This is a genomic window from Streptomyces sp. NBC_00091 (assembly GCF_026343185.1).
GTDB lineage: Bacteria > Actinomycetota > Actinomycetes > Streptomycetales > Streptomycetaceae > Streptomyces.
Genome location: NZ_JAPEMA010000001.1, coordinates 2342770 through 2356361 on the forward strand (window position 1 = coordinate 2342770; position 13592 = coordinate 2356361).

Below are 13592 nucleotides of genomic sequence, written 5' to 3' on the forward strand. Positions count from 1 at the left end.
GGCGCTGTCGGGAAAGGCCGATGCCACAGCACGCTGCAAGACGCCCCAGGGTCAGTCGTCGTAAAGGCCGGCTTCCTCTGTCAGATCGACGAGTTCGTCCAGGCCTGAACGCCGCTTGGCGCGACGTTGCTCCCGGAACTCGATGAGATCTGCGAGCAGCACTCGGCGGTGCCGCCCGGGGCGGGAGTACGACAGCTCGCCCCGATCGAGGATCTTGACGAGGGTGGGCCTGCTGACGCCCAGGAGATCCGCGGCTTCCTGGGTCGTCAGAGTGGTGTGCACGGGGGCGACCGTGACGGCCTTTCCTTCGGACAGGGCGCGTACGACGACGAGCAGCGCCTCGTACACCTCGGCGGGCAATGCCTTGGCCGTCCCGTCGGGCCCCCACAGGACGGCGGGCTCGGCGGCCTCGGGCGCTGCGTCCAGGAACGCGCGCAGCTCTGCGATCTCCGCCCGGTGCTCCGGAAGGAGCGTCCGGTCCTCGGTGATACCAGCCATGTCCAGCCTCCTTCGACTCCGCAAGCATCGCAGAATTCGAAAGAAACGCAACCTGCGCCCGGAGGTCAGTTGTGCCGGATCAGTGAGGTGACCAGGCCGGCTCGGGTGTTGGGGAAGTCCATCGGGACGATGCCGAGGCCGGTGCGGCCGGCCAGTTCGGAGCCGTCGACGAAGGCGTGGACCTGCGGGTTGAGGCGGTCGGAGTTCCAGCGCGGGGGCATGTACGCCGAGGTGCTGGTGTAGTTCACGAAGAGCTTGCCGGGCTGCTGGACGGCCTTGCGGAAGTGGTTCTCGATCCGGCCGCGTTTGGCGAAGGGCTCGGTGTTGTAGTCGTCCTGGATGTCGAAGACGTTGCCGTCGCCGTAGCGCAGGCCGGGCAGTCCGGCGTTGTCGGCGAGCAGGACGACCTTGCCGCGGGCCTGTCCGAGCGCGGGCAGGGCGGCGTCGATCCGGAAGAGCGGGCGCCAGCCCCGGTTGTCGAGGTAGTCGTCGAAGACGGCGCGGAAGGTGGCGTCGCTGTCGGTGGAGTACTCCTGCTTGACCCGCATCAGCACGGTCTCGGAGGGGTGCGCGGCGAGGAAGTTCCCGCAGGCGGCGAGCACGTCGCCGAACATCAGGTTCTGGTAGAACGCGCCGTGGTGGATGGCGAAGGAGCCGCCGGTCACCCGGCAGCGGACGTCGAGGAAGCGGATCCCGGAGTCGAGCTGCTCGGCGATCGAGGTGTTCTGGCAGGCGACGTAGGCCCCGCCCTGGCGGGCGCCGGAGTCGTGGGTGCCGGGGATGGTCATCCGCTGGAGGGCGGTGGAGTCGGCGAGGCCGGACATCCAGTCCTGTGTGCCGAGGGTGCGCGCGGAGGCCGGAGCCACCGCCCCGAGGGACAGGAGCGCGCCCGCGCCCACCGCCGTAACCCCGGTCAGAAAAGCCCGCCGGTCCAGTGCCATGCCCGCCATGCCCGCCCCTTCGCCGACCCGTTGGTGGACGGATTATGGCGTGCGGGACCCGCCTTTACTACCTGTCGGTAGGGACCGGATTTTCCAGCAACTCCACCATTCTGCGCAGCCCTTGGACGAGCTCCTGCCCGGTCGGCGCCTGTTCCGGGTCGGTCAGCGCCTGCACCATCACCCCGCTCAGCAGCGCGAGGTGCACCGACCCGAGGGCCCGTACGTCCTCCTCGGCGACCGCCTCCTCGGACACCCCGGCCAGCTGCGCGGCCACCATGCGCCGGGACCGGCGCTGGCCCTCGGCGAGGGCCGCGAGCAGCTCGGGCGAGGACTGGGCGTGCACGAAGGCCTCGATGTTCGCGATCCACAGCCAGCGCATGTCGAGGAAGTCGCGGCTCTTGCGGTCCCAGGTGTCGGCGTACCGCTCCTCCGCCGTGCCGCCCTGCCCGGCGAGCCGGCCGGAGCCCGCGGCCCAGTCGTCCATGGCGGCGAACAGCGCCTGGTTGAGCAGCGCCTCGCGCGATCCGAAGTGGTAGCCGATCGCGGCCATGCTCACCTGCGCCGCCGAGGCGATGTCGCGCACGGTCGTGCGCGCGTACCCCTTCTCCTCCAGGCAGCGGCGCGCTCCGGCCAGCAGGTCCTCGCGATTTCCCATGCCGGGATGGTATCCGCGGGCATCGTCTTGGGCGCTCGCCCAAGACGATCGTATTGCACGCTTGCCCAAATCCTGGCAGGCTGATGCCCGTCACCGCGGGAACCGAACGGGGAGAGCCGAACCATGCGCCACACGCTGAGCATCGACGGACGCGCACTGTCCTACCTGGACTTCGGCGGCGCCGGCCGCCCGCTGCTCGCCCTGCACGGCGGGATGTCCGAAGCCGCCGCCTTCACCGGCCTGGCCGCCGTCCTCGGCGACGAGTGGCGGGTCATCGCGCCCGACCAGCGCGGCCACGGCGACTCCGACCGGGCCCCGCACTACCGCCGCGAGGGATACGTCGCCGACGCCGTCGCCCTCCTCGACCACCTCGGCCTGACCGACCCCGTCGCCGTGCTCGGCTACTCCGTCGGCGGGCTCAACGCCTACCACCTGGCCGCCGCCCACCCCGACCGGACCGGCGCCCTGATCGGCGTGGACGCCACCGTGGAGATCTCCATCCCCTCCGGGCCGCAGTGGTACGACTTCCTCGGCGGCCTGCCCTACACCGCGCCCACCCGCGAGGAACTGCTCGCCACAGTCGGCCCGGCCGCCGCGCCCTTCGTCGCCGACGGCCTGCGCCCGCTGCCCGACGGCACCGGCTGGCGGCTGGCGTTCCACGGGCAGGACATGCTCGACTCCATCCACGCCTGCGAGGGCGACCACTGGGACACCTGGCTCGCGAGCACCTGCCCGGCCCTGCTGATCCACGCCGGCCGCAGCCAGGCGCTCCCGCAGGCCACCGCCGACGCGATGGTCTCCCGGCGCCCGGGGACCTCGTACGCGGTCCTCGACGGGGACCACTTCGTGCCGTTCACGGACCCGGAGGGCTTCCACGCGGCCGTCGCGAAGTTCCTGGCGACGCTGTGAACCGCTGCGCCACCGGTCACGGGGGAAAGCCGGAGGGGCGGCGGGCCCGTGGCCCACCGCCCCTCCGGGGACGTACGTACTACGCGTCCTGTGTGACCTGCTCGACCTACTTGACGACCGTGATGCGGTCCGCCGCCGGCGGGGCGATCGGGCTCGCCGCGCTCGACTTCGCCAGGTAGGCGTTGAAGGCGTCCAGGTCGGACGCGCCCACCAGCTTGTTCTTGTGCTCCTTCAGGACGGTGAAGCCGTCACCGCCGCCCGCGAGGAACTCGTTCATGACGACCCGGTAGGTCTTCGCGGGGTCGATCGCCACGCCGTTCAGCTTCACCGAGCCCGCGACGATGCGGTCGGCGCCCGTCTTCGTCAGGTCCAGGGTGTAGGTGAAGCCCTTCGAGACCTGGAGGATCTTCGGGTTCGGGCCGTTGACCGGGCCCGTGACCTGCTGCTGGAGCGCGGTGACCAGCTGCGCGCCCGTCAGGTCCACCACGTTCATCAGGTTGTTGAACGGCTGGACCGTGTAGGACTCGCCGTACGTCACGACGCCGTCGCCCTCGTCACCCGCGGCCTTGTAGGCCAGGTCGGCACGGATGCCGCCCGGGTTCATGATGGCCAGCTGCGCGCCGCCCTTGTCCGCCGGGGCCGTGGCCTCCAGCTGCGCGTCGGCGATCAGGTCACCGAGGGGCTTCTCCGGCGCCTCCGAACCGCGGCCCGGGATGTCGGCCGAGACGTAGCCCATCGGACGGTTCGCCACCGGGGCGGCCAGCGCCTTCCAGCGGGTGATCAGCTCGGACATGTCCGCGGCCTTCGGCTGCTCACGGCCGACGAGCTTGTTCACCGGCTTCGGCGAGGCGGCCGGGGTGCGGACGATGTCCTTGGTGGCCCGGTCGTACGTCAGCGTGGTGTCCGTGAACAGCCGGCCGTACGAGGCGGCCGAGGTGACCGTACGCGGGTTGCCCGCCGGGTCGGGGATGTTGCAGGAGTACGCCTGGTGCGTGTGGCCGGTCACCAGCGCGTCGACCTTCGGGTCGACGTTCTTGGCGATGTCGACGATCGCACCCGAGATGCCGGCGCCCGCGCCCGGCGCGTCGCAGTCGTAGTTGTACGCGCCGCTCGCGGGCAGACCGCCCTCGTGGATCAGCGCCACGATCGACTTCACGCCCTGCCGGTTCAGCTCGGCGGCGTACTTGTTGATCGTCTCGACCTCGTCGCCGAACTTCAGGCCCTTGACGCCCTCGGCGGTCACGACGTCCGGAGTGCCCTCCAGGGTGACGCCGATGAAGCCGATCTTCACGTCCCCCTTCTTCCAGACGAAGGTGGGGTTCATCATCGGACGCTTGGTCTTCTCGTCCGTCACGTTCGCGGCGAGGTACTTGAACTGCGCTCCGGTGAAGGTCTTGCCGTACTCGAAACAGCCTTCGACCGGGTGACAACCGCCGTACGCCATCCGGCGCAGCTCGGTCTTGCCCTCGTCGAACTCGTGGTTGCCGACGCTCGACACGTCGAGGTTCAGCTTGTTGAGCGCCTCGACGGTCGGCTCGTCGTGGAAGAGACCGGACAGCATCGGGCTGCCGCCGATCATGTCGCCGGCCGCGGCCGTGACGGAGTACTCGTGACCCTTGCGGGCCTCGCGCAGGCTGGTGGCGAGGTACTCGACCCCACCTGCGGGTATTGCCTTGGTGGTGCCGTCTGCCTGACGTTCGCTCACGGTGCCGGAGGAGCCCTGCGGGGGCTCCAGCGTGCCGTGGAAGTCGTTGAACGAAAGCATCTGTACGTCGACGGTGCGGGCCTTCGGGGCCGCACCGCCACCACTCGCGGCACCGGCCGGCAGTGCGACGGCGACCATCGCGCCGGCACCCGCCGTGAGGGCGAGAGCGCCGAAGGTCAACCGGCGGGCCGTGCGGGGCCGTTGTGGCTTCGCTGACATTTAGTCCCCTTTGTGGACAGCGAGACAACTTGGGAAGTGCCCCGAAGCCTATGGTCAACGCGCGTAGCACGACAGGGGGTAGCGGGTTGCGAGCTGGTTACGCGCGGCCGTCGGGCGGTGGCGCCGTAGGCTCGGAACATGACTGACGCAGCAGCGGCCCTGGAGCCGGGACGGCAGATTGACATCCTCGACGAACTGACCGAGGAGCAGGCCGGCGCCGTACTGGCGCTGATCGGGGAAGCGGCCCGCACCGACGGCACCACCGCCGTCTCCGAGCAGGGCCGCCTCCAGCTGCGCGGCGGCCCGCGCGAGGGGATCCGGCACTTCCTCCTCACCGACGGCGGCCGACTGTGCGGCTACGGGCAGCTGGAGGACACCGACCCGGTGGAGGCCCCCGCCGCCGAACTCGTCGTCCACCCCGCCCTGCGCGGCCGCGGCCACGGCCGGGCGCTGGGCACCGCCCTGCTGGCCGCCTCCGGCAAGCGGATCCGGGTGTGGGCGCACGGCGGCAAGTCCGCCGCCCGGCACCTCGCCCAGGTCCTCGGCCTGACCCTCTTCCGCGAACTGCGCCAGCTGCGCCGCCCCCTGGGCCCCGACGCGCCGCCGCTCCCGGAGGCCGTCCTCCCCGCCGGGGTGACGGTACGCACCTTCGTGCCCGGGCAGGACGACGCCGCCTGGCTCGCCGCCAACGCCGCCGCCTTCGCCCACCACCCGGAGCAGGGCGCGCTGACGCAGCGGGACCTGAACGACCGGATCGCGCAGCCGTGGTTCGACGCCAAGGGCTTCTTCCTCGCGGAGCGGGAGGGCGAGCTGGTCGGCTTCCACTGGACGAAGGTCCACGCCGAGGAGCGGCTCGGCGAGGTCTACGTCGTCGGCGTCCGCCCCGGCGCGCAGGGCGGCGGCCTCGGCAAGGCCCTCACGGCCATCGGCCTCCACCACCTCGCCGCCGCGGGCCTGCCGACGGCGATGCTCTACGTCGACGCCGACAACCCGGCGGCACTGGCGGTGTACGAGGGCCTCGGCTTCACGACGCACGAGATCGACCTGATGTACCGCACGGAAAGCTGAGGCGGGGGGTACGCCATCTCCCGCTCGAGCCCCCGGGCCCGGGCGGGAGATGGGTCGGGGGTGGGCGGGGTTTCGGCTGGACGGTCTCACAGCCGGTTTGGGGGTTTCCCGTCAGTCCCATCGTCCTTCCGGTTCGGGCCGGCCTGTCAAGGGCGCTCCCTTCGGTCGCGTCGCTTCGCGATGGCCTTCGGCCACCCTTGACAGCCCGTCCCGCCCCGGAAAGCCGAAAGACTGCCGAGAACCCCCCAAAAGAACGGTCACGGGGCAAGAGCAGGAGGAGCGGGTCCGTCAGGGATGAGGCGAGGGGCCGGGCCTTGCCACGCCGGGCATCCGGGCCTGTCCAGGGAGGGCCCAGGGCCGGGGGCCCGGGCGCGACAGATCGCTACGCGCTCCTCATATCTCGGCGTCCGGCGGCCGCCTGGGGCTGATCCCTGCACCAAATGTTGATCAGAGCGGTGTGGGAAGCGCATGGGCGCAGCAGATCGCTACGCGCTCCTGTGGTCTCGGCGGCCGACGGTGGTCTGGGGCTGGTCAAGGGCGGGCTCGACGTTGGCGGCGGCGGTGGTGAATTCGCGGCCGGATGCGCCTCGGATGTATGCCAGCTCTACCCAGTGCTCACGCAGGGCCGAGTCCGAGACGTTCTCGTTGATCACAGCCATCAGCTCGCCCTCGGCACCGGAGGCGACATCGCGGACACGACGGCGCAGGAGCCGATGCGGCACGTACTCGTAGCACTCACTCATCGGACAGCTCCACCATGGACGCGATGAAGCGCTCCCAGCCGACGAGAGCGCGGTCCAAGAGCTCCTGGCTGAGCTCGCCCCTAACCACCGGTCTTGGCCAGGGGTCGTCTTGGGCGTCGTGATTCACGGTCAGACCTCCGATTCCAGGCGACGATGAGCGCATGCGGGTTAATCGCTTTTCCAGCACAAACCGATCGTGGATCCCACGTCAGGGCGTTACCACTCCGTTTGCGGGACGTTTGGGACGCTTCGCCACTACCGTCTGATCCGTCCCCGACGGCCTACGGAGAGACCTGTGAATCACGCACTCCGCCGCGCGATGGCAAATGCCAAGATGACTGAACAACAGCTCGCTGAAGCCTGTGGGGTAGACGCGAAGACGGTGGGGCGGTGGATTACCGAGCCGAACCGCGTCCCCCACGCCCGGCATCGGTGGGCAGCCTGCGAGGCATTAGGCGAGGAGGAGACAGCCTTGTGGCCCAACGCCGTCCGTGCGGCTCTCACGAGCGGTCCCGACAATGAGATCGTCCAGGTCTTTCCCTACCGGTCGGCAGCTCCTTCGAGCCTGTGGCGCTCGCTGGTAACGAAGGCACAGCACGACCTGGTGTTCGCCGGATACACCAACTACTTCCTGTGGTTGGAGCAGGCGAGCCCTGAGCGGTTGTCGCATCCGATTCCTCATGGGCGATCCCGACAGCCCGGTCACTGCAGCACGGGAGGCGGAGGAGGGCGTACCCCTGACTCTCTCGACTCGTATCGCCGTGACCTTGAACGAGCTCGCGAAGCTGCGTGATGTCAGTGGCATCGAGGGCCGTTTCGAGACGGGTCACGTCAATCTCTCGGTGTTCCGGTTCGATGACGAGATGATCGTGACACCCATCCTGGCCCGGCGAGTCGGGCACGACTCTCCGATGATGCATCTACGACGCCGTCAGGCGGACGGCATGTTCGACCGGTTCGCGGCGCATGTCGAGGAGTTGTGGGGCCGGGGCCGCGACATCAGGGAGAGCGACGACGATGGCCAGGCGTGACTACGAAGACGACCCCCACGCACCGCAGGCGAACAGCCTTGTGCCTGCTGCTTCCGCCGTCGTGGTGGACGAGGACGGCCGGGTGTTGTTGCAGCGCCGGACGGACAACGGGATGTGGGCCCTTCCCGGCGGGAAGATGGATCTCGGCGAGTCCATCGGTGATTGCGCGGTCCGGGAAACCTACGAGGAGACCGGCATCACCGTCGAGATCACGGGCATCGTGGGCACCTACACCAACCCTGGCCACGTGTTCGCCTACGACGACGGCGAGGTGCGTCAGGAGTTCTCCATCTGCCTCCTGGCCCGCCCCACCGGCGGCACCCTCCGCCCCTCGGACGAGTCCTTCGAAGTCGCCTGGTTCGCGCCACAGGAGATCAACGATCTCCCTATGGTGTCCAGCATTCGCAAGCGCCTCAACGACTGGCGATCCGGTCGCGGTCCCGTCGTCCGATGACACCCGTCGCCTGCCCCACGACAGCCGCCGGACGCCGAGACCCGAGGAGCGCGTAGCGATCTGTCGCGCCCATGCGCTTCCCGCGCCGCTCTGATCAACATTTGGTGCAGGGATCAGCCGCAGGCGGCCGCCGGACGCCGAGATATGAGGAGCGCGTAGCGATCTGTCGCGCCCGGGCCCCCGGCCCTGGGCCCTCCTTGAACGGGCCCGGATGCCCGGCGTGGCAAGGCCCGGCCCCTCGCCTCATCCCTGACGGACCCGCTCCTCCTGCTCTTGCCCCGTGACCGTTCCTTTGGGGGCTTCCCGGCAGTCTTTCGGCTTTCCGGGGCGGGACGGTCTGTCAAGGGTGGCCGAAGGCCATCGCGAAGCGACGCGACCGAAGGGAGCGCCCTTGACAGGCCGGCCCGAACCGGAAGGACGATGGGACTGACGGGAAACCCCCAAACCAGCTATGACACCGCCCCGCCGAAACCCCGCCCACCCCCCGGCCCCGCCCCGCCACCGCCGGGCGGGGCCGCCCCTTCTTGACGCGGGGCGGGGCCCGGGCCCGGGCTGGGGCCGGCCGCCGCCTGCGGTTGCCCCGGCGGGGCCCGCGGCCGCACGGACCGGGGTGTCAGAGGGCGGTGCCATGATCATCGGATGACCTCTGACTCCCCCACCTTCCGGCAGCTCACCTCTCCCGGCGACGTCCCTCCCCAGCTCCGCCGCGCCCTCGCCGACTGCTGGGTCGAGGTCACCAACGCGGGCGGCGCGGCCGGCTTCCCCTTCCCCCCGGTCGACGCCGCCACCGTGACCCCGGCCCTCGACCAGATCATCGACCAGCTCTCCCCCGACACCAGCCGGCTCCTCACGGCGACCGTGGACGGGGAACTGGCGGGCTGGCTCAACGTCCGCCGCGACCCCTTCGAGCTGATCGCGCACTGGGGCACGCTCCACCACGTCCAGACCCGCACCGCCCTGCGCGGGCGCGGGGTCGGACGTGCCCTGATCCACGAGGTACGGAAAGTCGCCCGGGACGAGATGGGCCTGGAACAGCTGCACCTCGCCGCCCGCGGCGGGGTCGGCCTGGAGGACTTCTACGGCCGCCTCGGCTGGAGGGAAATAGGCCGCTGGCCCGGCGCCCTCCGGCTCGCCGCCGCCGACGACCGCGACGAGATCCTCATGCTCCTCGCCCCGCTGTAACCCTTCTTGACGCGCCCCTCGCACCGCTCAGCGCTGGCGCGCCACCCCTTCTGTACGCGCCCCTCGCACGGCTCGGCCGCAGGCGGCCTCCCCGGCTTCGCGCCGCTGCGCCGGACTCCGTCCGCCGGACCTCGGGCCGGGCCACAGACCCGCGCTGAGGTCCGGCCGCCGCCTGCGGGCGGTGGCCGCTGCGCGGGCGTTCCCCTACCCGCCCTTCCACCGTTCCCCGGGGCTGCGCCCCGGACCCCCGGCAACCGACCCGCAGGCGCACGGCTACCGCAGCCAAATCCAGCCCCGCCGGCGCTTGAGGCGTGCGGTCCGGGGCGGAGCCCCAGGAGCCCGGGCACCGCCCAGCCCCGGCGACGGGCCCGCAGGCAACCGCCTCGCCGCACAAAAACCAGCCCCGCCGGCGCTTGAGGCGCGGGGTCCGGGGCGGAGCCCCAGAGGCCCGGGCGCAGCCCGGGCCGGGCCCGGCTGCGATGGGGGGCGGGCAAGCGTGCATCAGGCGGAGCCTGGAAGCCATACGCCATTAACCGGGCATTCAGACGCGCTTGCGAGTCTCGCGACATGCAGCCCCGACTCCGCCTGACGGCAGACACTTCCGACGCGCCTGTCCTGCCGCGTGCGCGGAAGAATGGAGTCATGAGCCACCAGCCCAGCGCAGGCCCCACCGAGGTCCCCGCCCAGCACCCGTCTCACACCCCCGGAACCGGAACCGGAACCGCCACCGGCACCGCCAGCGCCAGCGGAACCGGCACCGCGAAGTCCTCCCTCGGCTCCATAGCCGCCCACCGCCCCCACGCCGGCCGCGCGGTCGGCCACGTCGACCTGGATCCCGACCTCGACGCCGACCTGGACGCCTACGAGGACAAGGACGAGACCGGCGAGCTGCCCGCGAACCGCTTCCTCGACCGGGAGCGCAGCTGGCTGGCCTTCAACGAGCGGGTGCTCGAGCTCGCCGAGGACCCGAACACCCCGCTCCTCGAGCGCGCCAACTTCCTGGCGATCTTCGCGAGCAACCTCGACGAGTTCTTCATGGTCCGCGTCGCCGGCCTCAAGCGCCGCATCGCGACCGGCGTCGCCACCCGTTCGGCCTCAGGCCTCCAGCCGCGTGAGGTGCTGGACCTGATCTGGACCCGCTCGCGCGAGCTCATGGCCCGGCACGCCGCCTGCTACCAGCACGACATCGCCCCCCAGCTCGCCGAGGAGGGCATCCACCTCATCCGGTGGCCCGACCTCACCGAGAAGGAGCAGGCGCGCCTCTTCACCCTGTTCCGCAACCAGATCTTCCCGGTGCTCACCCCGCTGGCCGTGGACCCCGCGCACCCGTTCCCGTACATCTCCGGCCTCTCCCTGAACCTGGCCGTCGTCGTACGCAACCCCGTCAGCGGCCACCGCCACTTCGCCCGGGTCAAGGTCCCGCCCCTCCTCTCCCGCTTCCTGGAGGCCTCCCCGCAGCGCTACGTCCCCCTCGAGGACGTCATCGCCGCGCACCTGGAGGAGCTGTTCCCCGGCATGGAGGTGCTCGCGCACCACATGTTCCGCGTGACCCGCAACGAGGACCTCGAGGTCGAGGAGGACGACGCCGAGAACCTCCTCCAGGCCCTGGAGAAGGAACTCATGCGGCGCCGCTTCGGCCCGCCCGTGCGCCTGGAGGTCGAGGAATCCATCGACCCCGGCGTCCTGGACCTGCTCGTACAGGAGCTGAAGGTCAGCGCCGCCGAGGTGTACCCGCTGCCCGGCCCCCTCGACCTGACCGCCCTCTTCGGGATCTCCTCCCTGGACCGGCCCGAGCTGAAGTACCCCAAGTTCGTCGCCGGCACCCACCGTGACCTCGCCGAGGTGGAGTCCGCGTCCGCGCCCGACATCTTCGCCGCGCTGCGCGAACGCGACGTGCTCCTGCACCACCCGTACGACTCCTTCTCCACCTCCGTGCAGGCCTTCCTGGAACAGGCCGCCGGCGACCCCGACGTACTCGCGATCAAGCAGACCCTGTACCGGACCTCCGGCGACTCCCCCATAGTCGACGCCCTGATCGACGCCGCCGAGTCCGGCAAGCAGGTCCTCGTACTCGTCGAGATCAAGGCCCGCTTCGACGAGCAGGCCAACATCAAGTGGGCGCGCAAGCTGGAGGAGTCCGGCTGCCACGTGGTCTACGGCCTGGTCGGCCTCAAGACCCACTGCAAGCTCTCCCTCGTCGTCCGCCAGGAGGGCGACACCCTGCGCCGCTACTCCCACGTCGGCACCGGCAACTACCACCCCAAGACCGCCCGCCTGTACGAGGACCTCGGCCTGCTCACCGCCGACCCGCAGGTCGGCGCGGACCTCTCCGACCTCTTCAACCGGCTGTCCGGCTACTCGCGGCGCGAGACCTACCGCCGGCTGCTGACCGCCCCGAAGTCCCTGCGCGACGGACTGATCTCGCGCATCGACAAGGAGGCCGACCACCACCGGGCCGGCCGCCCCGCGTCGGTCCGCCTGAAGATGAACTCGATCGTCGACGAGGCCCTCATCGACTCCCTCTACCGGGCCTCCCAGGCGGGCGTCCCCATCGACATCTGGGTACGCGGCATCTGCGCCGTACGCCCCGGAGTCCCCGGGCTGTCGGAGAACGTCCGCGTCCGTTCGATCCTCGGCCGCTTCCTGGAGCACTCCCGGGTCTTCGCCTTCGGCAACGGCGGCGAACCCGAGGTGTGGATCGGCAGCGCCGACATGATGCACCGCAACCTCGACCGCCGCATCGAGGCACTGGTCAGGGTCACCGACCCGGCCCACCGCGCGGCACTGGACCGGATGCTGGAGACCGGCATGTCCGCCGCCACCTCCTCCTGGCACCTGGGCCCGGACGGCGAATGGACCCGGCACAGCACCGACGCCGAAGGCCAGCCGCTGCGGCACGTACAGGAGATGCTCATAGACGCCCGGAGGCGCCGGCGTGGCTCAGCCAAACCATGACGACCTGACCGCAGGTGACGTGCTCGGCGTCTACCTCCGCTCCCAGGCCACCGCTTTCCTGCGCGCCCTGCGCCTGCACGACGCGGGCGCGCCGGGCGGCGCGGACCCGGCGGACAGCAGCGAGGCGGCGCACGGCCTGCGGGGCGCGGCGCGGCGGATCGCCGGGTCCCTGAGCACGTTCCGGGTGGTGACCGAGTCGGGCTGGGCGGACTCGCTGCGCACGGAGCTCGTCTGGCTGTCCTCCACCCTGGCCGACGAGCACGCGTACGCCGCCCGGCTGGCCCGGCTCATGGAGGCCCTGCAACGCCTCTCCGGCTCCCCGGACGTCCCCTCGCCCCGGGTCGGCTCGGCCTCCTCCGGCGCGCTCACCGTGGGCTCGGCGCGGGCGGGCGCCCTGCTGGAACGCCAGCTGACGCTCGCGCGCACCCGGGCCCACTCCACCATCCTCCAGGCTCTCGGGTCGGCCCGCTTCCACGCGGTGGCGGACGCGGTCGCGGTGCTGGCCTCGGAGGTCCCGCTGGACCCGGTGGCCGCGCGGGGCCGGGTCGGGGAGGTCCTCCACCCGCTTGCGGCGCTCACCGAGACCCGCCTCGCCGGAGCCGTCGCCGCCCTCCCCGCCGCGGAGGGCACCCCGTACGCCGCGCACGAGGACGGCGCCTGGCACGAGGTACGCCGGCTCCTGCGGGTGCACCGGTACGCGCGGGAGGCCCTCGGCGAGGACGTGGCCCGGCTCGCGGCCGCGGGCGAGGCGCTGGACCGGCACCGGGACGCCTCCGAGGCCGCCGCCGCCTCGGCGACGGCCGCCCGTACCCCGCGCATCGCCCCGGCGACGGCCTACGCCCTGGGCGTCCTGCACGCCGACCAGCGCCACGCGGTGGAGGCGGCCCGCATCGCCTTCCACCACATCTGGCACCCCGCCGCCCTTCCCGACGCGCCCCTCGCACCACTCAGCCCTGGCGGGCCTCCCGGGCTTCGCGCCGCTGCGCCGGACTCCGTCCGCCGGGTCTAGAGCGGGGCCACGGGCCCGGGCCGGGGTCGGTCGTCCGCCTGCGGATGGTGGGCCGCTGCGCGGGGCTGGGTCCCCTACCCGCCCTTCGCCCGTTCCCGCCTCAATCGCCGGCGGGGCTCGACGGACCCGGGGCTCCGCCCTGGACCGCGAGCGCGGCTCACTACACGGCGCTCCGCGCCCGCGCCTCAAACGCCGGCGGGGCTGGGTTATCCAGCCCCGCCGG

Annotated in this window: 12 protein-coding genes; 7 read left to right on the forward strand and 5 right to left on the reverse strand. The window is 71.5% G+C overall.

What is annotated here, in order from left to right; translation table 11 throughout:
• Positions 1 to 51: 51 nt before the first annotated feature.
• The 3 genes from OOK34_RS10650 to OOK34_RS10660 form a co-directional block, all read right to left on the reverse strand.
• Positions 52 to 498 carry a helix-turn-helix domain-containing protein gene (locus OOK34_RS10650; RefSeq protein ID WP_267033625.1) on the reverse strand — a complete coding sequence of 149 codons (447 nt, stop codon included), beginning with the start codon at positions 496 to 498 and terminating at the stop codon, positions 52 to 54.
• 65 nt (positions 499 to 563) lie between these two features.
• A complete protein-coding gene (locus tag OOK34_RS10655; protein ID WP_267033626.1) occupies positions 564 to 1448 on the reverse strand; it encodes a phosphatidylinositol-specific phospholipase C in 885 nt (294 codons plus the stop codon).
• A 58-nt stretch (positions 1449 to 1506) separates the two neighbouring features.
• Positions 1507 to 2094: a TetR/AcrR family transcriptional regulator gene (locus OOK34_RS10660; RefSeq protein WP_267033627.1), complete on the reverse strand. Its 588-nt coding sequence runs from the start codon at positions 2092 to 2094 to the stop codon at positions 1507 to 1509.
• Positions 2095 to 2217: 123 nt separating this feature from the next.
• Here OOK34_RS10660 and OOK34_RS10665 point away from each other — a divergent pair, with 123 nt between their 5' ends.
• Entirely contained in the window at positions 2218 to 3003 is a 786-nt protein-coding gene (locus OOK34_RS10665) for an alpha/beta fold hydrolase (protein ID WP_267033628.1), read from the forward strand.
• A 106-nt stretch (positions 3004 to 3109) separates the two neighbouring features.
• On the opposite strand, the gene OOK34_RS10670 is transcribed toward OOK34_RS10665, so the two are convergent.
• Entirely contained in the window at positions 3110 to 4927 is a 1818-nt protein-coding gene (locus tag OOK34_RS10670) for a bifunctional UDP-sugar hydrolase/5'-nucleotidase (RefSeq protein WP_267033629.1), read from the reverse strand.
• Positions 4928 to 5065: 138 nt separating this feature from the next.
• On the opposite strand from OOK34_RS10670, the gene mshD reads away from it, so the two are divergent.
• A complete protein-coding gene (gene mshD / locus OOK34_RS10675) occupies positions 5066 to 5995 on the forward strand; it encodes a mycothiol synthase (protein WP_267033630.1) in 930 nt (309 codons plus the stop codon).
• A 485-nt stretch (positions 5996 to 6480) separates the two neighbouring features.
• On the opposite strand, the gene OOK34_RS10680 is transcribed toward mshD, so the two are convergent.
• Complete coding sequence (locus OOK34_RS10680; protein WP_267033631.1) at positions 6481 to 6738, reverse strand: hypothetical protein; 258 nt, start codon at positions 6736 to 6738, stop codon at positions 6481 to 6483.
• A gap of 680 nt (positions 6739 to 7418) precedes the next feature.
• Here OOK34_RS10680 and OOK34_RS10685 point away from each other — a divergent pair.
• From OOK34_RS10685 to OOK34_RS10705, 5 genes are all read left to right on the forward strand, one after another.
• On the forward strand, positions 7419 to 7769 hold the full coding sequence (locus tag OOK34_RS10685; protein ID WP_267033632.1) for a hypothetical protein: 351 nt from the start codon (positions 7419 to 7421) through the stop codon (positions 7767 to 7769).
• Positions 7756 to 8223 (forward strand): NUDIX hydrolase, encoded by a 468-nt coding sequence (locus OOK34_RS10690; protein ID WP_267033633.1) that lies wholly within the window; start codon positions 7756 to 7758, stop codon positions 8221 to 8223. Before OOK34_RS10685 ends, OOK34_RS10690 begins: the two co-directional genes overlap by 14 nt.
• A 639-nt stretch (positions 8224 to 8862) precedes the next feature.
• Complete coding sequence (locus OOK34_RS10695) at positions 8863 to 9405, forward strand: GNAT family N-acetyltransferase (RefSeq protein WP_267033634.1); 543 nt, start codon at positions 8863 to 8865, stop codon at positions 9403 to 9405.
• 642 nt (positions 9406 to 10047) lie between these two features.
• Positions 10048 to 12360 carry an RNA degradosome polyphosphate kinase gene (locus OOK34_RS10700; protein WP_267033635.1) on the forward strand — a complete coding sequence of 771 codons (2313 nt, stop codon included), beginning with the start codon at positions 10048 to 10050 and terminating at the stop codon, positions 12358 to 12360.
• The gene (locus OOK34_RS10705; protein WP_267033636.1) at positions 12341 to 13369 is read left to right on the forward strand and encodes a CHAD domain-containing protein; all 1029 of its coding nucleotides are present in this window, start codon (positions 12341 to 12343) and stop codon (positions 13367 to 13369) included. Before OOK34_RS10700 ends, OOK34_RS10705 begins: the two co-directional genes overlap by 20 nt.
• Positions 13370 to 13592 lie beyond the last annotated feature (223 nt).